General features: G+C 70.6%; 23 protein-coding genes and 3 tRNA genes. 18 read left to right on the top strand and 8 right to left on the bottom strand.

Annotated elements, in window-relative coordinates; translation table 11 throughout:
- Nucleotides 1–195 precede the first annotated feature (195 nt).
- The 3 genes from ACIRP7_RS09405 to ACIRP7_RS09395 all read right to left on the bottom strand — a co-directional run bounded on the left by ACIRP7_RS09405 (nt 196) and on the right by ACIRP7_RS09395 (nt 3799).
- The gene (locus ACIRP7_RS09405) at nt 196–855 is read right to left on the bottom strand and encodes a response regulator transcription factor (RefSeq protein WP_028808164.1); all 660 of its coding nucleotides are present in this window, start codon (nt 853–855) and stop codon (nt 196–198) included.
- Between the two features lie 266 nt (nt 856–1121).
- A complete protein-coding gene (locus ACIRP7_RS09400; RefSeq protein ID WP_352390638.1) occupies nt 1122–2465 on the bottom strand; it encodes a sensor histidine kinase in 1344 nt (447 codons plus the stop codon).
- Between the two features lie 110 nt (nt 2466–2575).
- Nucleotides 2576–3799: a sensor histidine kinase gene (locus ACIRP7_RS09395; protein WP_403655641.1), complete on the bottom strand. Its 1224-nt coding sequence runs from the start codon at nt 3797–3799 to the stop codon at nt 2576–2578.
- 221 nt (nt 3800–4020) lie between these two features.
- On the opposite strand from ACIRP7_RS09395, the gene ACIRP7_RS09390 reads away from it, so the two are divergent.
- The 13 genes from ACIRP7_RS09390 (at nt 4021) to ACIRP7_RS09330 (ending at nt 17021) form a co-directional block, all read left to right on the top strand.
- A complete protein-coding gene (locus ACIRP7_RS09390; protein ID WP_403655639.1) occupies nt 4021–4443 on the top strand; it encodes an NADH-quinone oxidoreductase subunit A in 423 nt (140 codons plus the stop codon).
- Nucleotides 4434–5138 carry an NADH-quinone oxidoreductase subunit B gene (locus ACIRP7_RS09385; RefSeq protein WP_403655637.1) on the top strand — a complete coding sequence of 235 codons (705 nt, stop codon included), beginning with the start codon at nt 4434–4436 and terminating at the stop codon, nt 5136–5138. Before ACIRP7_RS09390 ends, ACIRP7_RS09385 begins: the two co-directional genes overlap by 10 nt.
- Nucleotides 5135–7066 (top strand): NADH-quinone oxidoreductase subunit C, encoded by a 1932-nt coding sequence (locus ACIRP7_RS09380; RefSeq protein WP_403655635.1) that lies wholly within the window; start codon nt 5135–5137, stop codon nt 7064–7066. Before ACIRP7_RS09385 ends, ACIRP7_RS09380 begins: the two co-directional genes overlap by 4 nt.
- Nucleotides 7063–8031: a complex I subunit 1 family protein gene (locus ACIRP7_RS09375; RefSeq protein ID WP_352390633.1), complete on the top strand. Its 969-nt coding sequence runs from the start codon at nt 7063–7065 to the stop codon at nt 8029–8031. The genes ACIRP7_RS09380 and ACIRP7_RS09375 overlap by 4 nt, the downstream gene beginning before the upstream one ends.
- Before the next feature lie 2 nt (nt 8032–8033).
- On the top strand, nt 8034–8603 hold the full coding sequence (locus tag ACIRP7_RS09370; RefSeq protein WP_403655633.1) for a NuoI/complex I 23 kDa subunit family protein: 570 nt from the start codon (nt 8034–8036) through the stop codon (nt 8601–8603).
- Nucleotides 8600–9364 (top strand): NADH-quinone oxidoreductase subunit J, encoded by a 765-nt coding sequence (locus tag ACIRP7_RS09365; protein ID WP_403655631.1) that lies wholly within the window; start codon nt 8600–8602, stop codon nt 9362–9364. Before ACIRP7_RS09370 ends, ACIRP7_RS09365 begins: the two co-directional genes overlap by 4 nt.
- Nucleotides 9364–9780, top strand: a complete 417-nt coding sequence (gene nuoK / locus ACIRP7_RS09360) for an NADH-quinone oxidoreductase subunit NuoK (RefSeq protein ID WP_352390630.1) — start codon at nt 9364–9366, stop codon at nt 9778–9780. The genes ACIRP7_RS09365 and nuoK overlap by 1 nt, the downstream gene beginning before the upstream one ends.
- A complete protein-coding gene (locus ACIRP7_RS09355; protein ID WP_403655629.1) occupies nt 9777–11771 on the top strand; it encodes an NADH-quinone oxidoreductase subunit L in 1995 nt (664 codons plus the stop codon). The genes nuoK and ACIRP7_RS09355 overlap by 4 nt, the downstream gene beginning before the upstream one ends.
- Before the next feature lie 6 nt (nt 11772–11777).
- The gene (locus tag ACIRP7_RS09350) at nt 11778–13352 is read left to right on the top strand and encodes an NADH-quinone oxidoreductase subunit M (RefSeq protein WP_403655627.1); all 1575 of its coding nucleotides are present in this window, start codon (nt 11778–11780) and stop codon (nt 13350–13352) included.
- A gap of 14 nt (nt 13353–13366) precedes the next feature.
- Nucleotides 13367–14911: an NADH-quinone oxidoreductase subunit N gene (locus tag ACIRP7_RS09345; RefSeq protein ID WP_403655966.1), complete on the top strand. Its 1545-nt coding sequence runs from the start codon at nt 13367–13369 to the stop codon at nt 14909–14911.
- Nucleotides 14912–15117: 206 nt separating this feature from the next.
- A complete protein-coding gene (htpX, locus tag ACIRP7_RS09340) occupies nt 15118–15981 on the top strand; it encodes a zinc metalloprotease HtpX (RefSeq protein WP_352390627.1) in 864 nt (287 codons plus the stop codon).
- Nucleotides 15978–16370: a YccF domain-containing protein gene (locus tag ACIRP7_RS09335; RefSeq protein ID WP_403655624.1), complete on the top strand. Its 393-nt coding sequence runs from the start codon at nt 15978–15980 to the stop codon at nt 16368–16370. The genes htpX and ACIRP7_RS09335 overlap by 4 nt, the downstream gene beginning before the upstream one ends.
- An 81-nt stretch (nt 16371–16451) precedes the next feature.
- Nucleotides 16452–17021 (top strand): SMI1/KNR4 family protein, encoded by a 570-nt coding sequence (locus ACIRP7_RS09330; RefSeq protein ID WP_403655622.1) that lies wholly within the window; start codon nt 16452–16454, stop codon nt 17019–17021.
- 36 nt (nt 17022–17057) lie between these two features.
- On the opposite strand, the gene ACIRP7_RS09325 is transcribed toward ACIRP7_RS09330, so the two are convergent.
- Nucleotides 17058–18302, bottom strand: coding sequence for an APC family permease (locus ACIRP7_RS09325; RefSeq protein ID WP_403655620.1), 1245 nt, complete (start codon nt 18300–18302; stop codon nt 17058–17060).
- Nucleotides 18303–18514: 212 nt separating this feature from the next.
- On the opposite strand from ACIRP7_RS09325, the gene ACIRP7_RS09320 reads away from it, so the two are divergent.
- Nucleotides 18515–18781, top strand: a complete 267-nt coding sequence (locus tag ACIRP7_RS09320) for a GlsB/YeaQ/YmgE family stress response membrane protein (RefSeq protein WP_403655618.1) — start codon at nt 18515–18517, stop codon at nt 18779–18781.
- 108 nt (nt 18782–18889) lie between these two features.
- Here the strand turns inward: ACIRP7_RS09320 and ACIRP7_RS09315 are convergent, their stop codons facing one another.
- Nucleotides 18890–19378 (bottom strand): YajQ family cyclic di-GMP-binding protein, encoded by a 489-nt coding sequence (locus ACIRP7_RS09315; RefSeq protein ID WP_020135872.1) that lies wholly within the window; start codon nt 19376–19378, stop codon nt 18890–18892.
- A 234-nt stretch (nt 19379–19612) separates the two neighbouring features.
- Here ACIRP7_RS09315 and ACIRP7_RS09310 point away from each other — a divergent pair.
- Nucleotides 19613–19694, top strand: a tRNA-Tyr gene (locus ACIRP7_RS09310).
- 125 nt (nt 19695–19819) lie between these two features.
- Here the strand turns inward: ACIRP7_RS09310 and ACIRP7_RS09305 are convergent.
- Entirely contained in the window at nt 19820–20359 is a 540-nt protein-coding gene (locus tag ACIRP7_RS09305) for a hypothetical protein (RefSeq protein WP_403655616.1), read from the bottom strand.
- 139 nt (nt 20360–20498) lie between these two features.
- Between ACIRP7_RS09305 and ACIRP7_RS09300 the strand changes: the two genes are divergently transcribed.
- The gene (locus tag ACIRP7_RS09300) at nt 20499–20711 is read left to right on the top strand and encodes a hypothetical protein (RefSeq protein ID WP_352390602.1); all 213 of its coding nucleotides are present in this window, start codon (nt 20499–20501) and stop codon (nt 20709–20711) included.
- A 115-nt stretch (nt 20712–20826) separates the two neighbouring features.
- Here the strand turns inward: ACIRP7_RS09300 and ACIRP7_RS09295 are convergent, their stop codons facing one another.
- Both ACIRP7_RS09295 and ACIRP7_RS09290 read right to left on the bottom strand, forming a co-directional pair.
- Nucleotides 20827–21483: an NAD(P)H-binding protein gene (locus ACIRP7_RS09295; RefSeq protein ID WP_403655614.1), complete on the bottom strand. Its 657-nt coding sequence runs from the start codon at nt 21481–21483 to the stop codon at nt 20827–20829.
- Nucleotides 21484–21672: 189 nt separating this feature from the next.
- Entirely contained in the window at nt 21673–22947 is a 1275-nt protein-coding gene (locus ACIRP7_RS09290; protein ID WP_403655612.1) for an amidohydrolase family protein, read from the bottom strand.
- A 256-nt stretch (nt 22948–23203) separates the two neighbouring features.
- Here ACIRP7_RS09290 and ACIRP7_RS09285 point away from each other — a divergent pair.
- Together ACIRP7_RS09285 and ACIRP7_RS09280 are read left to right on the top strand one after the other, a co-directional pair.
- Nucleotides 23204–23276 (top strand) — tRNA-Thr (locus ACIRP7_RS09285).
- 46 nt (nt 23277–23322) lie between these two features.
- Nucleotides 23323–23395 (top strand) — tRNA-Met (locus tag ACIRP7_RS09280).
- Nucleotides 23396–23451 lie beyond the last annotated feature (56 nt).

The raw sequence follows: 23451 nt of genomic DNA, 5'->3' as shown, positions 1-23451 counted from the left end.
CCCAGGATCAACCCTACGACCGCGGGGGTCGCCTTCCCTCGGCCATTCGCATGATGAACGTCGTTTTGAGACGGTTCAAAGACCTGACTTGTCACGATTTACTCGCCCCCCGGCGCTTTCCTTGAAGACGCTCCCTCATCGTTCTCGGTTCTCGGTTCCCGGTCCGCCCCGCTGGCCTGACACGGTGTCAGGCGTTCACGAGTTCAGGTAGGTCAGCACCGCCAGCACCCGCCGGTGGTCCCCGTCGCTCGGGGACAGCCCGAGCTTCAGGAAGATGTTGCTGACGTGCTTCTCCACGGCCCCGTCGCTCACGACGAGCTGCCGCGCGATCGCCGAGTTGGTGCGCCCCTCGGCCATCAGCCCCAGGACCTCCCGCTCCCGGGGAGTGAGATGGGCGAGCACATCCTGCTTCCGGCTGCGGCCCAGCAGCTGAGCGACCACCTCGGGGTCGAGGGCGGTGCCGCCCTCGGCCACCCGCACCACCGCGTCCACGAACTCGCGCACCTCCGCGACCCGGTCCTTGAGCAGATACCCCACCCCGCGACTGGACCCGGCCAGCAGCTCGGTGGCGTACCGCTCCTCCACGTACTGCGAGAGTACGAGTACCCCGAGTCCGGGATGTGCCTTGCGCAGTTGTACGGCGGCTCGCACGCCTTCGTCCGTGTGTGTCGGAGGCATCCGCACATCGGCGACCACGACGTCGGGCAGCTCGCCCTGGGCATCCAGCTCACCGATGGTCTTGATCAGTGCCTCCCCGTCGCCCACACCGGCCACGACGTCGTGCCCGCGGTCGGTCAGCAACCGGGTCAGGCCCTCCCTCAGCAGCACTGAATCCTCGGCGATGACCACCCGCACCCTGTCCTCCACGACTCTCGGCCCCCCAGCCCACTGCCTGCCCACCTGCTGGACAAGTCCAGCATTCCAGCATTCGGATGCGGGCGGGCGCGGGCAACGGGAATAGGGGCCCCTGAATCCGAACAAAGCCCCGAAAGCAGGGGGCCACGCTCGGAATCCGGCCAGGTTCGGCGGCCGCAGGCGCGGCGCAGCAGAGCCGTACGCATCGGGAACGGGGAAGGGCGGCGGAGGCGAAAACGCCCCGCCGCCCCCTTACGGAGAACCCGTCACACCCGTTCGCTCCGCCAGGGCAGCTCCGCCGTCACCCGGGTGGGCCCCCCGGCCGGCGAGTCCACCACCAGGATCCCGTCGACCGCGTCCAGCCGTTCCGCAAGGCCCGCGAGCCCGGACCCGGAGGACACGTCGGCCCCGCCCACTCCGTTGTCCACGACCTGCAGCAGCAGCCGGTCCTCCACCCGCCACACATCCACCGCGGCGAACGTCGCCCGGGAGTGCTTGCTGATGTTCTGCAACAGCTCGGACACCGTGAAGTACGCGATCCCCTCGATGGCAGGCGCGGGCCGCGAAGGCAGATCCACCTCCACCTGCACCGGCACCGTGCACCGGGACGCCACCGAGGACAGCGCGGCGTCCAGCCCCCGGTCCGTCAGCACCGCCGGATGAATCCCGCGCGCCAGGTCCCGCAGCTCCTGAAGCGCCGTCTTCACCTCACCGTGCGCCTCGTCCACCATCCGCGCCGCGGCCTGCGGGTCCTCGGTGAGCTTCTCCTTCGCCAGCCCCAGATCCATCGCCAGCGCCACCAGCCGGGCCTGCGCCCCGTCGTGCAGATCCCGCTCGATGCGCCGCAGATCCGCCGCCGCCGTGTCCACCACGACCCCCCGGTCCGACTCCAGCTCCACCACCCGCGCCGACAGCCGGGTCGGCCCCAGCAGCCCGTGCACCATCACCCGGTCCACCGTCGTCAGCGCCCGCACGATCCACGGCGTGGACAGCGTGAACAGCAGGCCCACCAGCGCCGTCACACCGATCTCGAACGGGTTGTTCAGATAGATGTGGTGGGTCTCGTCGCCGTAGAGCTGGAGCCCGTCCTGACCGGCGTACGCCGGGAAGACCCAGAACCACAGCGGATACGTCAGCAGCGCCCAGCCGTACACCCAGAAGTTCACCGCGACGACGAACGAGAACACCGCCCACGGCAGCTGCAGCACGGAGTACAGCAGCGTCCGCCACGACGTCCCGCTCTTGAGCACCGCCCCCATCCACCCCATGAACCCGGACTTCCCGATCCTGAGCGGCTCCGGATCGCCGACCTCGAGACCCAGCAGCCCCCGGGCCCGCGCCCGCTCCAGCGCCCCGAGCCCGCGGCACCCGGCGAGCCCGGCCGCGAAGACCGGAATCCCGAGGAAGGTCACGAGCAGGCCCGCACCGAGCGAGATCATCGTGACGGCGTACGTGAACATCAGGATGCTGATCGGCAGGCTCAGCAGCACATAGCCGAACTCCCGCCAGGTCCGCCCCTCGAACGGCGCCCGCAGCCCCGCCGGCACCCGGTGCCGCCGTACCGTCCCGGGGAACCCGAGCCCACTGTCGTACCCGTAGTCCGTGGCCATCGACGTCGTCCTTCTTCTCGTCCCGCGCCTGTCGTGTCGTACCTCCACCCTGCTGGGCCGCAGGTCGACGGACCATGGAGGTCGTCGGCGTCTTCGAAGGGGGGTTTTCCCTACCTCTTGTCCGCGGCCCGGTCCCGCCACGGCAGCTCCGCCGTGACCATCGTCGGTCCACCCGGCGGGGAGTCGATGACGAACAGCCCGTCGACCGCGTCGAGGCGCTCCGCGAGCCCGCGCATCCCGGTGCCGCCGTCGAGCCGGGCGCCGCCGCGGCCGTCGTCCCACACCTGGATGAGCAGCCGGTTCTCCGACCGCCACACGTCGACCGACGCCGACCGCGCCCCGCTGTGCTTGCTGATGTTCTGGAGCAGTTCGGAGACGGTGAAGTAGGCGATCCCCTCGATCGCCGCCACCGGCCGCGCGTCGAGGTCGGCGGTCACCTTCACCGGCACCGTGCAGCGTGAGGCGACCGACGAGAGGGCGGCGTCGAGTCCGCGGTCGGTCAGCACGGCGGGATGGATGCCCCGCGCCAGATCCCGCAGCTCCTGGAGCGCCAGCTTCACCTCGCCGTGCGCCTCCGCGACCATCGCCTGCGCGTACTCCGGGTCCTCCAGAAGCTTCTCCTTGGCGAGGCCGAGCCCCATGGCCAGGTTGACGAGCCGGGCCTGTGCCCCGTCGTGCAGATCCCGCTCGATACGCCGCAGGTCGGACGCGGCCGCGTCCACCACGACCCCCCGGTCCGACTCCAGTTCGGCGATACGGCGTTCCAGCTCGTCGGAGGGCGACAGCAGCCCGCGCACCATCGCCCGGTCGACGTTGGCCAGGCCCCGCGCGATGAACGGCAGCACCGGCCACAGCACGAACAACGAGGTCAGCGTGATGGTGAAGGTGAGCACCCCCCACGGCAACCGGATGAAGTCGTACAGCACCGTCCGCCAGCCCACGGGGTCCTTCACCCCCCTCCACAGCTGGGCGAAGAAGCCGTTGCCGCCGTTCTTGGTGCGCCACGGCAGGCGGCTCGGCTCGTCCACCCGCACCCCGAGCAGTGCCCGGGCCCGCGCCCGCTCCAGCTTGCCCAGCTGCCGCGCGCCCAGCAGACCCGCCGCGAGCAGCGGGAACCCGATCACCGTGACGGTCAGCCAGAAGCCGGTGAACAGCACCGTCACGACATAGGTGAAGCCGAGGACCGACACCGGGAGATTCGCCAGCAGATGCGCGATCTCCTTCCAGGTGTGCGCGTCGTAGGCGAAACGGGCCGGCGGCGGCCGGCCGTCGTCGGATCCGCCGTCTGGGCCGGTGATCACGGCACGGCTAGGTGAGGAGTGGCGTTCGGTCATATGGGCTAGCGTGCCGCGCGCGACCGCCGTGCGCCATGAGGCGGACCGCCGCGCCGTGCTGGGGAAAACCCCACCCCCGCCCTTCGGATGGCTTTCCTTGGGTGACGGGCTGCTTACCGTGCCTTTATCAGGGCCTAGACTCCCGTGCATACAGATCGTCGAACAGTGGTGTCCAGCGTGACCACTGTGTTCAGCGTGCTCACAGGGAGTGAGGGGCGGACGTGCCGGAACCGACCGTCGTCGATGCAACCGTCGTCGATCCGACCGTCGTCGCGGCGGACTACTTCCAGTCGTACTCGGTCGTCGGACTGCTCGCCGTCGTCGGCGTGCTGTTCGTCGCGGTCGCCTTCGGCGCCGGACGGCTGCTGCGACCCGTGGTCCCCACCCCGGAGAAGCTGCTGACGTACGAGTGCGGGGTCGACCCCGTCGGCGAGGGCTGGGCCCACACCCAGGTTCGCTACTACGTCTACGCCTTCCTCTACGTCATCTTCGCCGTCGACTCGATCTTCCTGTTCCCCTGGGCCACCGTCTTCGCGGCCCCCGGCTACGGTGCGACGACCCTTGTCGAGATGTTCGTCTTCCTCGGCTTCCTCGCCGTGGGACTCCTGTACGCGTACAAGAAGGGTGTCCTGACATGGACGTGAACCCCGCCGCCGAGTCCCCTTCGTACTCCGTCGCCGACTCCTCCGCGAGCTTCGCGGCCGGCCCCGCCGCCCCGGAGCCCGTACTGCTCCCGGAGCCCGTACTGCTCCCGGAGCCGAAACGGCTGGGCGCCCTCTCCCGCCTCGCCCCCGAGCCGATGAAGGTGATCCTCAACTGGGGTCGCCGCTACTCCCTGTGGGTCTTCAACTTCGGCCTCGCCTGCTGCGCCATCGAGTTCATCGCCGCGTCCATGGCCCGCCACGACTTCATCCGCCTCGGCGTCATCCCCTTCGCCCCGGGCCCCCGCCAGGCCGACCTGATGGTCGTCTCCGGCACGGTCACGGACAAGATGGCACCGGCGGTGAAGCGCCTGTACGAACAGATGCCGGAGCCGAAGTACGTCATCTCCTTCGGCGCGTGCAGCAACTGCGGAGGCCCCTACTGGGACTCCTACTCCGTCACCAAGGGCGTCGACCAGATCATCCCCGTCGATGTCTACGTCCCCGGCTGCCCGCCCCGCCCCGAGGCGCTGCTCCAGGGCATCCTGAAGCTTCAGGAGAAGATCGCGAGGGAGTCGCTGGGGGAGCGGTACGGGTACGGGACGTCCGCGGCACGCCCGTCGGCGGCCGCGCTGCAGAGCGGGCTGGTCCAGCCGCCGGCGGCGGCGTCGGCTCCGGACGAGGAGGACTCGCAGTGACCGCCGTCGGCTGGCTCCCCGCCCCCGCCGAGGAACTCTTCGGCCCCGAGGCCACCGCCGAGGAGTCCTACGAGGTTCTGACGGTCGACGTTGCGCCCGCGACCTGGCTCACCGCACTGCGCGTCGCCCGCGACGACCTGGGCTGCACCTTCTTCGACTGGCTCAGCGCAGTCGACGAACCCGGCACCGGCTTCCGCGTGGCCGCCCACGTGGCCGCCCTCTCTCCGGTACGACGTCTGCTCCTGCGCACCACCGTCTCCCACGACACGCCGGTGCTGCCCACCGCCGTCGACATCTACGCGGGCGCGGCCTGGCACGAGCGCGAGACCCACGAAATGTTCGGCGTCACCTTCGAGGGCCATCCCTCCCTGGACCACCTCCTGCTGCCGGAAACCTTCGAGGGCCACCCCCTGCGCAAGGACTTCGTCCTGGCGGCCCGCGTCGCCAAGGCCTGGCCCGGCGCGAAGGAACCGGGCGAGTCCGAACACGGCGGCCCCAAACGCCGCCAGATGCTCCCCCCAGGCGTCCCCGACCCCAACGAATGGGGCCCCCTGAAGGGCCAACTCCCCCCGGCCCCCACCCGCCGCACCCCAGGAGAACGGCCAGCCCGCCCGACGGGCGACCGTCCGGTGCGCCGGGCGCGTTCGGCTGGGGAGGGGTCGGCGAGTCAGGCGTCTGGGGCGTCGGGGCCGGCGGGCGCGGCGGGCGTGGCGGGTACGCCGGGTGCGGCTGGGGCCGCCGGCGGTCCGCGTCGGGTGCGTTCCGCTGCGGAGGGGTCGGCGGGTCAGGCGGAGGGGACTGGGGCGCCAGGGGCATCCGGTGCGGCGGGTGCCGCTGAGGGTGCGGGGGCTGGTCCAGGTCGGGTGCGTTCGGCTTCGGAGGGGTCGGTGAGTCAGGCGGAGGCGTCTGAGGCCCCGGGGTCGGCGGATGCGGCTGGGGTCGCGGGCGGTCCGCGTCGGGCGCGTTCCGCTGCGGAGGGTTCGACGAGCCAGTTGGATGCGGCAGGGGCGTCGGATGCGGAGGGCGCGTCGGGGGCTGGTCCGCGTCGGGCGGGTACGGCGGACGAAGGCTCAGCGAGCCAGACCGCGCCCGAGGCGACGGATGCTGCCCCAACCTCACCGACGGGTGTGCCCCGGCGTCCACGTACCGCCGCGCAGGGTTCGGCCGGCCAGACGGCACCAGAAGCCGACGCCACCGGCGCCGGTACGGCTGCCCCGGCCGGCGGCACCCCCGGGTCGGAAGCTCCGGCACCTGGCTCGTCTGCTTCCGCGACGGATGACCCGGTACTGGGATCACCCGCACCCGTGTCGGGGAGCCCGGTGCGCGATGCTCCCGTACCCGCGTCGGAGGGCCCGGCGCCAGACGCGCCCGCAACCGGGTCGGACAGCTCGGCGTCGGAAGCGCCAGCACCTCAGCCTCGGGGAGCCGCGGCGGGGGGTGCCCCGAGCGGGCCCCGTCGGGCACGTACCGCCTCGGACGGTTCCGCGAGTCAGAGGGCCACCGCGACCGGCTCCGAGCCGTCGGCCGACGACGCGAGGACGAACCCCGCGCCGCCGAAGCCCCCCGCGGCTCCTCGCAGCCCGGACGCACCGTGGCACCACGCCCGCCCGGCCTTCGACAACCCGGAACCGGAGCGGTCTCCCACGCCCGAGGGCACCGAAGTCTCCGAACGCCCTGGAGAGCCCGAAGCGCGCAAGACCACCAGGGAGCCAGCGCCTTCGAAAACCTCGGCCCCAGAAGGCCCCGCGACTTCCGAAGGCCCCGAGCCTTCCGAAGAACCCGCGCCTTCCGAAGGTCCCGAGGTTCGGGAGGAGCCGCCTGCTTCCGGCGAGCCGGCCTCCCAGGAGTCCACGGTCCCCGAAGAAGACAGAGGACCCGAAAAGACCAAGGACTCCACCCCCGACAAGCCCGCAGGAGGCCCGCAGTGAACGACGCTCTCGACGTCGCCCTGCGACTCCTGATCGTCTTCGTCGTCTTCCTCACCTTCCCTCTGATCATCGGTCAGACCGAACACAAGGTGATGGCCCACATGCAGGGCCGCCTCGGCCCGATGTACGCCGGCGGCTTCCACGGCTGGGCCCAACTCGTGGCGGACGGCGTGAAGTTCGCCCAGAAGGAAGACGTCGTACCCGCGGGCGCGGACCGCCGTGTCTTCCAACTCGCCCCCGCCGTCGCCCTCCTGCCCTACCTCCTCGTCCTCCTCGCCATCCCGATCGGCCCCGGCGAGGGCGCCGTCGGCGAGGTCGTCGACGCCGGCGTGTTCTTCGTGCTCGCCGTGATGGGTGTGGGCGTCCTCGGCTCCCTCATGGCCGGCTGGGCCTCCGCCAACAAGTTCTCCCTCCTCGGCGGCCTGCGCACCGCCGCACAGCTCCTCGCCTACGAACTCCCGATGCTCCTCACCGCCGCCTCGGTGGCGATGGCGGCCGGAACCGTCTCCCTCCCGGGCATCCTCGACGCCTTCGAGTGGTGGTGGCTGCCCTGGCAGATCGTCGGCGCGATCGTCTTCTTCATCGCCGGCCTCGCCGAACTCCAGCGCCCTCCCTTCGACATGCCGGTCGCCGACTCGGAGATCATCTTCGGCGCCTACACCGAGTACACCGGCCTTCGCTTCGCCCTGTTCCTCCTCGCCGAATACGCCGGAATCGTCGTCCTGTGCGGTCTGACCACCGTCCTCTTCCTGGGCGGCTGGCACGGCCCCTGGGGCGCCGACGGTCTCGGTTGGGTCTGGACCCTCCTCAAGACGGCCGTGCTCGCCTTCGTCGTCATCTGGCTACGCGTGACCTACCCCCGCCTGCGCGAGGACCAGCTCCAGAAGCTCTCCTGGACCCTCCTCGTCCCCCTCTCCCTCGCCCAGATCGCCCTCACCGGCATCGTCAAGGTGGTGATCCAGTAACCATGGCCCCCATTCCTGGCTCCGGTCTGGCCAAGGGCCTGGCCGTCACCCTGCGCACGATGACGAAGAAGACCGTCACCGAGCAGTACCCCGACGCCCAGCCCGACCTCCCGCCCCGTACCCGCGGGGTGATCGGCCTGTTCGAGGAGAACTGCACGGTCTGCATGCTGTGCGCCCGTGAGTGCCCCGACTGGTGCATCTACATCGACTCCCACAAGGAGACGGTCCCGGCGGCGACCCCCGGTGGCCGCGAACGAAGCCGCAACGTCCTCGACCGCTTCGCCATCGACTTCTCCCTGTGCATGTACTGCGGGATCTGCATCGAGGTGTGTCCTTTCGACGCCCTGTTCTGGTCCCCGGAGTTCGAGTACGCCGAGACCGACATCCGCGACCTCACCCACGAGCGGGACAAGCTGCGGGAATGGATGTGGACCGTCCCGGCCCCACCGGCCCTCGACCCCGGCGCGGAGGAACCGAAGGAGATCGCCACCGCCCGCAAGACCGCCGAGAAGCTGGCGGCCGCCCAGGCCGAGCCGACCGCGCCGGGCGATGCCCAGGGGGAAGAGTCGTGACCCTCGCTCAGGAGGCGCACGGCTTCCTCTCCCCGACCGGTGTCGAGATCGCCTTCCTCCTCGTCGGCCTGGTCACCTTCGGCGCCGCGATCGTCACCGTCACCACCAAGCAACTGGTGCACGCCGCTCTGTGGCTGGTGGTGGCCCTCGGCGGCCTCGCCGTCGAATACCTCCTGCTCACCGCCGAGTTCATCGCCTGGGTGCAGGTCCTCATCTATGTGGGTTCCGTCGTCGTCCTCCTTCTGTTCGGTCTGATGCTCACCAGGGCCCCCATCGGCCGCTCCCCGGACGCCGACTCCGGCAACCGATGGGCCGCCCTCGTCGTGGCCCTCGCCGCAGCGGCCGCTCTGGTCTGGGTGGTCGTCGACGCCTTCCGCACCACCTGGATCGACCTCGACGGGCCCGCCGCCGGCTCCACCGAGGCCACCGGCGCGAGCCTCTTCCAGAACTGGGTCCTCCCCTTCGAGGCCCTCTCCGTCCTGCTCCTCGCGGCACTGGTCGGCGCGATCGTCCTGTCCCGCAAGGCGAAGGCGGAGTCGAGCTCTCCCCCTGTGAACTCCCGAGCCGCGAGCGGTAGTTCCCCATCCGTCCCGGATTCCCGTAATCGCCCGTTCAGGCGAAATGAGTCGATCTCGGGAACTGGGTCGGCCAAGGGCTCCAAGTCGGCCAAGGGCTCCGAGTCGGCCACAGGGTCCGAGTCCGCCAAGGGGTCCGAGTCCGCCAAGGAAGCCGAGTCGGCCGAACAGGAAGGCGCCCGCTGATGCACCTCGCCTATCCCGCCGTACTCTCCGCCCTCCTCTTCTGCACCGGCCTGTACGGCGTCCTCGCTCGCCGCAACGCGATCCTCATCCTGATGTCGGTCGAGCTGATGCTCAACGCCGTCAACCTGAACCTGGTCGCCTTCGACGTCTGGCTCAGCAAGGCCGCCGAGGAGACCCTGCACTCCGGCCAGGCCCTGACCCTGTTCACCATCACCATCGCCGCCGCCGAGATCGGCATCGGCCTCGCGATCGTCCTTGCCGTCCACCGCAACCGCGGCACCGCCGACATCGACAAACTCCGCGACACGGCGGAGGGCCACGACCCCGACGACCGCGACGACTCCGACAGCGAAGCCCGCCCGGCCGAGCAGGCCGCACGATCCGGGCGGACCGGGAAGGCTGAGGCCACCGCGTGACCACGACCACCCTCGCCGTCCTCGTCCCCGTCCTCCCCTTCCTGGGCGCCGCGGCCGGCCTGCTCCTCGGCCGCACGGCCCCCGGCTTCGTCCGCCCGCTCGCCGTCCTGCCTCCCCTGGCCGCCCTCGCCCTCGCCGCGGTCGTCGCCGTGCGCCAGGGCGGCGACCAGGCGGTGAACGCCGCCACCGAACTCACCCCGACCGGCTCGGTTCCCATCGAACTCGCCCTGCACATCGACGGTTTCGCCGCGCTCGTCGCCGTCCTGGTGGGCCTCGTCGCCACCTGTGTGCAGATCTACTCGACGGGCTACCTGCGCGACGACCCGCGCTACCCCTCGTACGCCGCTCTCGTCTCCCTCTTCACCTCCGCGATGCTGCTCGTCGTCTACTCCGGCGACCTGATCGTGCTGCTGGTCGGCTGGGAGATCATGGGTATCTGCTCGTACTTCCTGGTCGGCCACTACTGGGAGACCCCGGAGGCCCGCGCCGCCTCCCTCAAGGCCTTCCTGGTGACCAAACTCGGTGACGTCCCCTTCCTGATCGGCCTGTTCGCACTGGCCACCGACGTCGGCTCCTTCCGGATCACCAAGGTCCTCGACGCCGTCACGCACGGCGGACTCGACCATCCGACCCTGATCGCCCTGCTCCTCCTCGCGGGCGTGGCCGGCAAGTCGGCGCAGTTCCCGCTGCACACCTGGCTGCCCGACGCGATGGCCGGCCCCACGCCCGTCTCCGCGCTGATCCACGCCGCGACGATGGTCGCCGCCGGTGTCTACTTCATCGCCCGTCTCCTCCCGGTCTTCGAGGCCTCCCAGGCCGCGATGGTGGTCCTCGCCGTCATGGCCGCCGTCACGATGCTCGGCTCCGGTCTCGCCGCACTCGCCCAGGACGACATCAAGCGCGTCCTCGCCTACTCGACGATCGGCCAGCTCGGCTACATGACCGGCGCCCTCGCCGTCGGCGACCGCGGTGCCGCCGTCTTCCATCTCCTGTCCCACGGCGCCTTCAAGGCGCTGCTCTTCCTCGCGGCCGGCGTGATCATCCACGCCGCCGGCACCAACTCACTGGCCGCCATGTCCCGTATGAAGGACCTGCCTGCCCGCATTCCCGACGCCTTCTGGACGATGACCGTGGCGCTCCTCGCGCTCGCCGCGATCCCGCCCTTCAGCGGCTTCTTCTCCAAGGAGTCCGTCCTCGGCGCCGCCGAGCACGTCGCCACCGGCCACACCGAACACGCACCCGGCGCCGCGGGCTGGATCACCCTGGTCGCCGGCCTCCTCACGGCCGTGCTCACCGCCGCCTACGCGACCCGCCTGTGGCTGCTGGCCTTCCGCGGACGGGGTACCGAGGCCCCCGACCACGGTCGGCAGCCGCTGACGATGAACGTGGTCCTGTGGGTCCTGGCAGCTCCCTCCCTCGCCCTCGGTGCGTTCGCCTACCGCCTGCTGCCCGACTGGTTCGACGGCCGCGACCTCGCCCCGGCCCTCACCACGTCCGTCGTCGGCACGGGTGCGGCCCTGGTCGGCGGCATCGTCACCTACGCGGCCTGGCGGCACACCAGCGCGATCGCGGCCCGCGTCCCGCTGGGCGCGGTCGCCGCCCACCCCGAGGGCGACGCCGGACTGGTCGAGGCAGAGGCCATCGCCACCCACGAGCCCGCCTACGGAGACGTGGCCTACACGCCCGACCCCGCGGACCCCGGCCGGCTGCTGCTCGGCCCACTGCACCGCCACGCGGCCGTCGGCTTCCACCTGGACGCCCTGTACACGGCCCTCTTCGTCCGCCCGGTCCAAGCGGGAGCCGACCTGGTCCGGTTCCTGGACCGCGAGGTCGTCGAGACCTACGTGCGCGGCGCGGGAACGCTGCCCCGCTGGCTCGGCACCGCCGTACGACGGGCCCAGACCGGCAATCTGCAGACCTATGTGAGCGCGCTGCTCGCCGGCACCGTCGTCCTCGCGGTCGCCGTCGTCCTCGTCGCCACGGGAGCGTGAGCAGGCGTGATCGATATCAACGAGTCCGTGATGCAGTTCCTTCTGGCGTTCGTCGTGGTCGGCCCGCTCCTCGGCGCCGTCACGGCCGTACTGCCCGCCCCGCCCGGACTGAAGGGGAAGTCACCCGACCAGGCCGTACTGCGACACGGCGTGACCGTCACCGGCGTGATCCTCATCGCCGCGATCGTCCTCGCGCTCGGCTTCGACCACGACCATCCGTCGAAGATGCAGGCCACGACCGACATCAGCTGGATCCTCGCACTCGACGTGCGCATCCACCTCGGCATCGACGGCATCTCCCTCCCCCTTCTGGTCCTGACCGCGCTGCTGACCTTCCTCTGCGCGCTCTACTCCTACTTCAAGATGCCTTCGGGACCGTCCCCGAAAGCCCTCGTCGCGCTGCTGCTCGTCCTGGAGTCCGGCACCCTCGCGACCTTCGCCGTCCTCGATCTGCTGCTGTTCTTCCTCGCGTTCGAGACGGTGCTCATCCCGATGTACTTCCTCATCGCCCGCTGGGGCGGCGCGGACCGCCAGGCCGCCGCCTGGCGCTTCATCCTCTACACACTGCTCGGCTCGGTCGTCATGCTGCTCGGCCTGCTCCTGATCGGGACCAAGGCGGGCACATTCGACATGGTGGCACTCGCCACTGACAACGGCCGGTCGCTGACCACATCCGTGCAGGTCATCGCCGTTCTGGCAATCGGGATCGGGCTGGCGGTCAAGACCCCGATGTGGCCGCTGCACAGCTGGCTGCCCGATGCCCACACCGCCGCGCCGACCGTCGGGTCGGTGCTGCTGGCCGGCGTCCTACTGAAGATGGGTACGTACGGGTTCGTCCGCATTCTGCTGCCGATCGCGCCCGACGGCTTCCGCGACTTCGCGCCCTACCTCGCCGCCTTCGCCGTGGTCGGGATCATCTACGGATCCCTCGCCTGCCTGGCCCTCGCCAAGCGGGGCGCCAAGGGCGATCTCAAACGCCTCATCGCCTACTCCTCCGTCGGCCACATGGGCTTCGTCCTGCTCGGCATCGCCACCATGACCCCGACCGGCGTGAACGGCGCCCTGTTCGCCAACATCGCCCACGGCCTCATCACCGGCCTTCTGTTCTTCCTGGTCGGCGCCCTGAAGGACCGCACCGGCACCACTGACCTCGACACCCTGGCCGAGGAGACCGGCGCCGCCCTGTACGGCAAGGCCCCCCGCCTCGGCGGCCTGCTGGCCTTCGGCGCGGTCGCCTCGCTCGGCCTGCCCGGCCTCGCCGGGTTCTGGGGCGAGATGCTGGCGCTCTTCGGCGCCTTCAAGCCCGCCGACGACCTCAGCCGTCCCGCCTTCCTCACCTTCATGGCGATCGCCGCGTTCGGCACCCTCCTGACGGCCGCGTACATGCTCGTCGTGGTCCGCCGTGTCTGCATGGGCGCCGTACCCCAGGACGCCCCCCAGCTCGCCGACGTCCACACGTACGAGTTCGCGGCCTGGACGCCGCTCGTCGCCCTCACCGTCGTGGCGGGCCTGTGGCCGAAGGCCCTCCTCGGCCTCACCGACCCGGCCGTCCAGCAGCTCCTCGCAGGAGGCAACCGATGAGCACCCCCGCCGCCATGGCCCAGCCATTGGCATCATCGGCCGAGCCGCTGACCGCGACGGCCGCGAACCTCGTCCAGTCCGTCGACTGGCTCGCCATCGCGCCGCCCACCGTCGCGGCGGTCGTCGGACTCGTCGTCCTCGTCGCCGACCTGTTCGTCGGCGAGCAGAAGAAGAGCCTGCTCGGGTGGGTCTCGGTCACGGGCCTGGCCGCCTCCGCGCTCCTGCTGCTGCCCCTCCTGGACGGCGACCGCAGCACCTTCTGTCTGACCGGCGATCCCCACATCTGCAGCTACACGGCCGACCGCTTCACGCTCGTCCTCCAGTTCCTCGTCCTCGGCGGCGCCCTCCTGGCCGCCCTCCTGTCGGTCACCACCCTCAAGGACGCCGACAAGAGACTCCCCGAAGGGGAGTACTGGTTCCTGCTGCTCTCCTCCGCCGCCGGCGCCGCCCTCCTGCCGGCCTCCCGGGACCTCGCAACCCTGATCGTCGCCCTGGAAGTCGCCTCCCTGCCCGCCTTCGCCCTCGTCGGCATCCGGCACGGCGACAGGAAGTCCTCCGAAGCGGCCCTGAAGTTCTTCCTGTCCTCGGTCACCGCCACCGCGGTCAGCCTCATGGGCATCAGCTTCGTGTACGCCTCCACGGGCACTCTCTACCTCACCCAGGTCGCCGACCGCATCCAGCACGTCGACGGACAGCTCCACACCCTCGCCCAGACCGGCGTCGTCCTCACCCTCGTCGGCTTCGCCTTCAAGACGGCCGCCGTACCCTTCCACTTCTGGGTGCCCGACACCTACGTAGGCGCGCCACTCCCGATCGCCGCCTACTTGTCGGTCGTCGGCAAGGCGGTCGGTTTCTCCGGCCTGATCCTCGTCACCGTCGTCGCCCTGCCCTCGTACGCCGACGTCTGGGGCCCGGCCCTCGCCGCGCTGGCCGCCCTCACCATGACCGTCGGCAACCTCGGCGCCCTCCGACAGCAGACCACGCGCGCGTACAGCGCCGTACGGCTGCTCGCCTGGTCCTCCGTCGGTCAGGCCGGCTACCTCCTCGTGCCGGTCGCCGCCGCCGCGTACTCCGACGACGCCGAGCGATCCGTAGGCTCCACCGTCGCCTACGCCCTCATGTACGCCGCCGTGAACCTCGGCGCCTTCGCCGTGGCCGCCCTGGTGGGCCGCACCAGGACCGCGAACCGCATCACCGACTACCGCGGCCTCTACGCGACCAACCCCCTCGCAGCCCTCCTGCTGGCCTTCTTCCTGCTCTGCCTGGCAGGACTGCCGCCCGGCATCATCGGCCTGTTCGCCAAGGTCACCGTCTTCTCGGCGGCCGTGAACGCGGGCCTCGGCTGGCTCGCCGTGGTCATGGCCGTCAACGTCGTGATCGCGCTGTTCTACTACCTCCAGTGGACGACCCTGCTGTTCCGGGCACCAGAGGGCGAACCCGCCACGCACCGTGTCCCCGCCCCCCTCACCGCCGCGCTCGCCCTGACCGGCGTCCTCGGCGTCGCCCTGTCGGGCGCACCTCAACTGGTGCTGCGCTTCACCGGCACCGGACTCTTCTGAACCGGCCTTCCCGAACCTGAACCCAGGACCGTCACCCGAACGGCTCACCTGGGCCTCCGTGCGCACAAGGGAACTAGTGGCCCGCGCCTGGCGTTGAGCAAGACGGGAAGGTCCACTGGACGTGACACCACGGACCGGTGGCATCGGAAGACATCGGAGACCAGCAAGCAAAGGGTTCCCCTGCTGCACCACTTGGAGGGCGTACCGTGCACCGCCGGCACAACGGGCTCAGGACCGCAGTCCTCCTCGGGGGACTGTCCGCACTCATCATCGTCATCGGCAGCTTCTTCGGCCGCATGGGGTTGGTCGTGGCCGTCCTGATCGCGCTGGGCACCAACGCGTACGCGTACTGGAACAGCGACAAGCTGGCTCTACGCGCGATGCGTGCCCGCCCGGTGAGCGAGTTCGAGGCACCGGCCCTGTACCGCATGGTCCGTGAGCTCTCCACCCAGGCCCGTCAGCCCATGCCGCGCCTGTACATCTCTCCGACCGAGGCACCCAACGCCTTCGCGACCGGCCGCAACCCGCGCAACGCCGCCGTGTGCTGCACCGACGGCATCCTGCGCATGCTGGACGAGCGCGAACTGCGCGGTGTCATCGGCCACGAACTCAGCCATGTCTACAACCGCGACATCCTGATCTCGTCGGTCGCCGGCGCCCTCGCCTCCGTGATCATGTTCCTGGTCAACTTCGCCTGGCTGATCCCGATCGGCCGCTCCGACGACGATGACGGTCCTGGCCTCCTCGGCATGCTGATGATCATGATCCTCGGACCGCTGGCGGCCGGCCTCATCCAGATGGCCATCAGCCGCTCCAGGGAGTACGAGGCGGACGCCTCCGGAGCCCAGCTCACCGGCGACCCCCTCGCACTCGCCAGCGCCCTGCGCAAGCTCGAATCGGGCACCAAACAGCTGCCCTTGCCCCCCGAGCCACGCATCGAGACCGCGAGCCACATGATGATCGCCAACCCCTTCCGCCCCGGCCAGGGACTGTCCAAGATGTTCTCGACGCACCCGCCCATGGCGGAGCGCATCGCCCGGCTCGAGAAGATGGCAGGTCGCCCCCAGTGAAAACCATCCTGAACGTCATCTGGCTCGTCCTGAGCGGCTTCTGGCTCTTCCTCGCCTACCTGGCCGCGGGCGCGCTGCTCTGCATCACCGTCATCGGCATCCCCTTCGGAATCGCGGCCTTCCGCATCGCCGTCTACGCCCTGTGGCCCTTCGGGTACACCACGGTCGAGCGCCGCGACGCGGGCGCGCCCTCCTTCGTCGGCAACGTCCTGTGGCTGGTCCTCGCCGGCTGGTGGCTGGCCCTGGGCCACATCGCGACGGGCCTCGTCCTCTGCCTCACGATCATCGGCATCCCGTTCGGCATCGCGAACTTCAAGCTGATCCCCGTGTCCCTGTTCCCACTGGGCCGCGAAATCGTCTCCACGGACGAGCCGTTCGCAGCCCGCTGACGGACGACTCGGGTTTTTCCACAATCCGTGGGTTGTCCACAGGCCTGCCCGGCTGTCAGTGCCGCCCTGCATCATGAATGCATGACCGAGAGCGAGCAGTTGCTGGCACGGGTGGCGGACAAGGCCCGCAACACCCGTCCGTGGGGCTGGGCTTCCCTCCCCGAGCCGGTGGACCCGCCCACCCTGGCCCGAGCCGAGGCCGCGTTGGGCTTCCACCTGCCCCCACTGCTCGCCGACCTCTACCTGCAGATAGGAGACGGCGGATTCGGCCCGGAGTACGGCCTGTTGCCCCTGCTCGACGGCTCCCCGGCAGGCGAGCCCGCAGCCGTCGTGCAGTACCTGGCCAACCGCAAGAGCGGCCGCAAGGACCCCGACTGGCCCTGGCCCGAGGGCGTCCTGCCGATATCCCACTGGGGCTGTGCGATGTACGCGTGCGTGGACTGCCACAGCCCGGAAGCCACCGTCCTCCTCTTCGAGCCGAACGCCGGCGACCACGATCACTCCTGGTTCGTGGACGCCCCGGCCCTCACGGACTGGCTGCAAGCCTGGGTCGACGGCACCGGCTGGTACGAGGAGATGAACGAGGAGCTGGAGATGACTCCTTGGGCGGAGTTCCGGATACGCACGGCACCGCCGACCCCCGCGACCTGACGAGCCGAGCCGAACCCTGGGGCACCTGCTGCTGACCTACCGAGCCGCCCACCACTGCCGCACGCCGTACGCCAGCACCCCGACCGCCAGCACCCCGGCGCCCACGACCACGGAAACCCCGGGAAGCGCGAACGCCAGCACCACACACCCGAGCAGCCCCACCACCGGCACCACCCGGACCGCCGGAGCCGAACCGAGCGTCCAGGCGGCCGCGTTGGCCACCGCGTAGTACGCGAGCACACCGAAGGAGGAGAAACCGATCGCGCCCCGTACGTCCACCGTGGCGGCGAGGACCGCGACCACCGCACCCACGGCCAACTCGGCCCGGTGCGGAACCTGGAATCGGGGATGCACGGCGGACAGCGCGCCCGGCAGATGCCGGTCTCTGGCCATCGCCAGCGTCGTCCGTGAGACGCCCAGAATCAGGGCGAGCAGCGAGCCGAGTGCGGCCACGGCGGCACCCGTCCGCACCACCGGCACGAGCCCGGGCACCCCGGCCGCCCGCACCGCCTCGGCCAGCGGCGCGTCCGCACGACCCAGAGCATCGGCGCCCAGCACGGAAAGGACAGCCACCGCCACACCCGCGTACACCACCAGCGTGATGCCCAGCGCCAGGGGGATGGCGCGGGGGATGGTGCGCGCCGGGTCCCGTACCTCTTCACCGAGGGTCGCGATACGCGCGTACCCCGCGAACGCGAAGAACAGCAGACCGGCCGCCTGCAGCACCCCGCCCGCACCGCCGGAGACCCCGGCATCCAGTCGCCCGGCCTGTGAGGCCCCGGACCCCAGACACACGACCACCACGGAAGCGAGGACAGCGAGGACCACCGCCACGATCGCCCGGGTCAGCCAGGCGGACTTCTGGATTCCGCCGTAGTTCACCGCGGTCAGCGCCACCACGGCCGCGACAGCCACGGCATGGGCCTGACCCGGCCAGACGTACGCACCCACCGTCAGCGCCATCGCCGCACAGGAGGCCGTTTTTCCGACCACGAACGACCAGCCCGCGAGATAACCCCAGAACGGTCCGAGCCGCTCCCGCCCGTACACATAGGTTCCGCCCGAGGCCGGATACCGGGCGGCCAGCCGTGCCGAGGACGTGGCGTTGCAGTAGGCGACCACGGCGGCGACCGCGAGTCCGAGCAACAGCCCGGATCCGGCCGCGTGCGCTGCCGGCCCGAGGGCGGCGAAGATCCCCGCGCCGATCATCGAGCCGAGCCCGATGACGACGGCGTCCCCTACTCCCAAGGTGCGCCGCAGTTCGGCACCGGAATGCGTCATGAGCCGCACCCTACTGATCGCATGCAACCGCTGGATGCGGCCCTGACGTCCTCTTCGGCAACGACACACGAACACCCGCTCGACGAACGCCGCGCGCAAGCCGCACACATACGACGTGCGACCCATGCGCACGAGGAGCCACCCGGTCTGCCGGAACGTAGATCACAGTCCCCGGACAGTGCGGGCACAGCGCGGAAGGGCAGGTTCAGGGCATGAGCATCGTCGGCTGGATCATCCTGGGGTTGTTGGCCGGAGCCATCGCCAAGTTCCTGCTGCCGGGCCGGGATCCGGGTGGCTTCATCGGGACGACCCTCATCGGCATCGCGGGCGCGTTCATCGGCGGCTGGATATCGGCCCGTTGGCTGGACCACCCGGTCACCAAGAGCTTCTACGACGGGCCCACCTGGGCCGCCGCGATCGGCGGCTCCCTCGTGCTCCTGATCGCCTACCGTCTCCTGTTCGGCAACTCGCGCGACTGACCCCGAACCGCAGCCAGCAGGCGAGAAGGGTGGGCACCGGCCAGGTGCCCACCCTTCCTCGTGGATCGGCGTCGAGCGAAGCCGATCGGTGCCGATCGATGAATCAGCTCACCGGTAGTTCACGAACTGGATCGCGAAATCGAAGTCCTTGCCCTTCAGCAGGGAGATAACGGACTGCAGGTCGTCACGGCTCTTCGAGCTGACCCGCAGTTCGTCGCCCTGGACCTGGGCCTTCACGCCCTTCGGGCCCTCGTCACGGATGATCTTCGCGACCTTCTTCGCGTTGTCCTGGGAGATGCCCTCCTCGATCGACGCGAAGATCTTGTACTCCTTGCCGGAGAGCTGCGGCTCGCCCGCGTCGAGCGCCTTCAGCGAGATCCCGCGCTTGATCAGCTTGGACTGGAAGACGTCGAGGACGGCGTTGACCCGGTCCTCGGAGTTCGCCTCCATGAGGATCTTGTCACCGGACCACGAGATCGAGGCACCCACGCCCTTGAAGTCGTAGCGCTGGGAGATCTCCTTGGCGGCCTGGTTGAGGGCGTTGTCGACCTCCTGCCGCTCGACCTTCGAGACGATGTCGAAACTGGAGTCGGCCATGTCCTGTGGCTCCTTGTATCGGGGTGCGTGTCGGCGTGTGTACGGACGCGTATCGGCGTACGCGGGGGCGGTCGCCGAGCCGGTGTGAACCCGGGCCGCATCCGCCCAAGCCTAGTCACCCCATGGCCTCCGGGCGCAGATCAATCGGGTGGCGAAGCACCCCTCGGCATCGGGTATTGTTTACGTCGTTGCCACGGAGCACCGCCGAAAGACGGTTCGAAGGGCAGCAACCCCGGCGGTGTGCCCGAGCGGCCAAAGGGAGCAGACTGTAAATCTGCCGGCTCAGCCTTCCCAGGTTCGAATCCTGGCGCCGCCACGCTGAGAAAGAGACCCCCTCCGAACTGCGGAAACGCAGAGCGGAGGGGGTCTCTTCGTATTTCGGGTTCCGTGTTTCGGGTGTTCCGGTGCGGGGTGTTGTGTCTGGCCGTCGGTGCCGTGGGGTCAGGACACGCGTTCGTGTTCCTCCCGCAGTGCTGCGCGCATGTAGTGGTAGCGGTCCAGGGTCCGGCGTCGCATCCAGACGGCCCAGCAGCAGAAGCCGATCACGAAGGCCGCGAAGACGAGCGGGAAGACCACTGATCCGGTGGCCACCCCGAGGGCGAGCAGGGCGGCCGCGGTCAGGCCCATGAAGCCCAGCGAGTACGGCAGCCACCGGCGCCTGCGTTCCAGCAGGCTCAGTTGGTCGTCGACCAGCCGTCGCATCGACTCCCGTTCCCCGGGCTCGCTCGGCACCTCGCGATGCCGGATCCTACGGCCGAGCTCGACGAGGCCGTGTGGGTCGGTGCCCGCCGCGCGGCTTGCCCGGCGACGCTGCACGGCCACGAATGTGATGGCGATGGCGGCGTAGAGGGCCCCTTGAACCACCCAGAACACCGGATGGTCGTCCCGGCGGAACAAGGCGCTGGCACCCACACCCAGAAGGAAGATCAGGACCGCCTGTGCGGCCAGACTGCGGTCGAGCCAGCGCTTGAAGGAGCGCACGGCAGGTACCTCCTCGGAATCGACGGAAACCGCTGTCGCTTCCGAATACCCCTTCGACAGGCGCCTATTGACGGCGGGTCACAAGACAGCCGCCTACTCCAGACACACGAACCCCTTCCGCCCGGGGCACACTGACTGCATGTCCAGTCGTCGCAGGCTCTGCCCCGAATGCCGTCGCGAGATCGCCGTCGTCGCCGGCCGCTTCGCCCGGCACGACCCGCCCGGCGCACGCGAGAGGGGCCAGCTCGTCTCGTGCCCGGGTTCCCGCAGGCAGGCGGAACTCGGAGCGGCCCAGCCGTCGTTGGACGGGTACGCAGTCCCCGTCGTATCCGGCCAGCTACCCCTGTTCTGATGTTCTGACGCGCCGGGCGCCGGGAGACTACGCCCCCGACCGCACACCCGTCCGCGTCACCAGCTCGCCCTCCGCGAACCCGTATCCGTACCCGAACCCGTACCCGCGGACATCCTCAGTTGCCGGCCACCGACTTCACCGCCACCGACACCGGTGTGGAACCGCTCACCAGCTCCAGCGTCAGCCCTGCCGTCGCGGGTGTGTCCAGCAACTCCGCCAGTACGGCGGCCACGTCGTCGCGCGGGATCTGGCCACGGCCGGTGTGCGCCTCCAGGCGGACGAGACCCTTGCCGGCGTCGTCCGTGAGCGCGCCGGGACGCAGAATCGTCCAGTCCAGGGCATCCAGGCCGCTCACGTAGGCGTCCGCCTCGCCCTTGGCGCGCAGGTACACGTCGAAGATCTCGTCGCCCTCGTGCCGCGGGTCCGCGCCCATGGAGGACACGATCACGTAGCGCCGTACGCCCGCCCGGACCGCCGCGTCCGCGAACAGCACCGCGGCTGCCTTGTCCACGGTGTCCTTGCGGGACGCGCCGCTGCCGGGGCCCGCGCCCGCCGCGAAGACCGCCGCGTCCGCGCCCCGCAGAGCCGCCGCGACGTCCTCGACCGAGGCCGACTCCAGGTCCAACACGACCGGTTCGGCACCGACGTCCCGCAGGTCGTCGCCCTGTTCCGGGCGGCGGATGATCCCCGCGACCTCGTCCCCGCGCGCGGCGAGCAACCGCTCCAGCCGCAGCGCGATCTGACCATGACCACCAGCGATGACAATGCGCATGCCTTCGACCGTACGCCGGAACATCCGCGAACGCCGTGTCAGGGGAGTGCCGGGTGGGGCCGCGGGGCGCACAGGGGGCACACACCCCGCACCAGAACATCGCCACCTCCCCGGCCCCTGCCGACACCGCCACCTACCCCCGCCCCTGCCGACACCGCCACCTACCCCCGCCCCTGCCGACACCGCCACCTACCCCCGCCCCTGCCGAGGCAGCCCCAACTCCGCGGCCGCCGTCGAGTTGCAGTACTCGCGCACGGCGCTGGTCCGTGCCACCACGCGCCCCCGGTGCACCACGATCCGGCTGTACGCCAGGGAGAGCGCACCGGCCAGACGGTCTCCGCGTACCGCGAGCAACTCGGCCGGGAAGCCTGCCTCCACGCGGACCTCGGGCAGTCCGAGCACGGCTCGCGCCGACGTGCTCACCGCGTCGTAGGCGTCCTCCGGCCGCAGTCCGTACCGGGAGGCGAGCAGGTACGCGGCCTCCAGCGGATCCCCGCGGCCCACCGGGTTGCAGGCGTCCCGCAGCGCGCCGCTGCCGGCGGCCACCCGGACCCCGGCCGCGCGCAGCAGCCGTACCGGAGCCGTGCCCCGGCGGTCCACGCCCGCGCAGCCGCCCTGCGGCAGGCACACCACGGCGACTCCGGCCGCCGCGAGCTGGTCGGCGGTGCGGGAGACCACCTCCGGGGGGAGCCGGTCGAGGCCCGCGCAGGGGCCGAGGGTCACACCGGGCCGCAGCCCCCCGGCCATGGCGGCGAGGCGGGCGAGCCGGGCCGGGTCGGTGGCGTCGGTGTGCAGGTCGACGGGGCAGCCGTGCTCCGAAGCGACCTCCAGGACCGCCTCCGCGTAGCCGGTCGGATCGGGGTCGAGATCCGGACAGCCGCCCACCACCGAGGCGCCCATCTTCAGCGCGTCCCGCAACATGGCGAGCCCCTCCGCCCCCGCCACCCCGGTCAGCACCCGGGGCATCGCCACGGTCGTCAGCTCGGCGAGCCCGCGCAGCGACCGCCGCGCCTGGAGTACGGCGGCCATCGCACCCAACCCCTGGACGTCACCCACGCGCACGTGTGCCCGCAGCGCGGTCGCCCCGTGCCCGAGCTGCAGCAGGGCCGCCTCCGTGGCCCGGCACTGGACGTCGTGCGGGTCGTAGGTGAGCGGCCCGTCCGCGTCGGCCGACAGGGCGGTGTCGCCGTGGGCGTGCGGCTCGGCCGGGGCCGGCAGGAGCACATAGCCGTTGAGATCCACGCGCGCGCCGCACGCGCGTGTGCCGCCCACGGCCAGGCTCCCAGCCGTACCGACCGCCTCGATGCGCCCGCCGCCCAGCCGTACGTCCACGGTCCTGCCGTCGGTGAGCCGCGCCCCGCACAACAGGAGACCGGCCGCCTCCGAGGGGCCCGACGACGCGGCACCGGACGAGGATGAGGACGAGGACGAGGAGTGGGGCGGCTGCGGCTGGCTGTCGGGCATCGCGCTCCAGGGGCTCGGGCTGCGCAAGCCCGGAGCCGCCGGAACCGCGCAAGGGGACGCAAGATCACGCAGAGTGAGTCGAGCCTAGGGTGGCGGCGCGCCTGCGACGGGGAGGAGCGCAATAGTCGTACCGGTGTGGTCCGCCGTGCTGGAGGGGCTGTTGAGGGCTCCGGGAACCCCGTGGATCAAGGCCCCCAGGGCGCCGCGAAACGGATTTGGGCGAACGGCGGCGGAGCGTGTAATGTCTTCATCGCTCGCCCCAATAGCTCAGTCGGCAGAGCGTCTCCATGGTAAGGAGAAGGTCTACGGTTCGATTCCGTATTGGGGCTCTGGTGTGTGAGGTTCCCGTCGCGAGGCGGGAACGGATCGCATCACAGCGGTGTAGCTCAGTCGGTAGAGCAAGCGGCTCATAATCGCTGTGTCACCGGTTCAAGTCCGGTCACCGCTACAGACAGTAGCCGATTGCGGGGTCGGTCCTTCGATCGGCTACTCTTCTATGCGTTA

The sequence above is a fragment of the Streptomyces sp. NPDC102270 genome (genome assembly GCF_044766405.1).
Classification (GTDB): Bacteria; Actinomycetota; Actinomycetes; order Streptomycetales; family Streptomycetaceae; genus Streptomyces.
The sequence above is the reverse complement of the archived record's forward strand: the minus strand, read 5'-3'. Positions and strand labels throughout refer to the sequence as shown.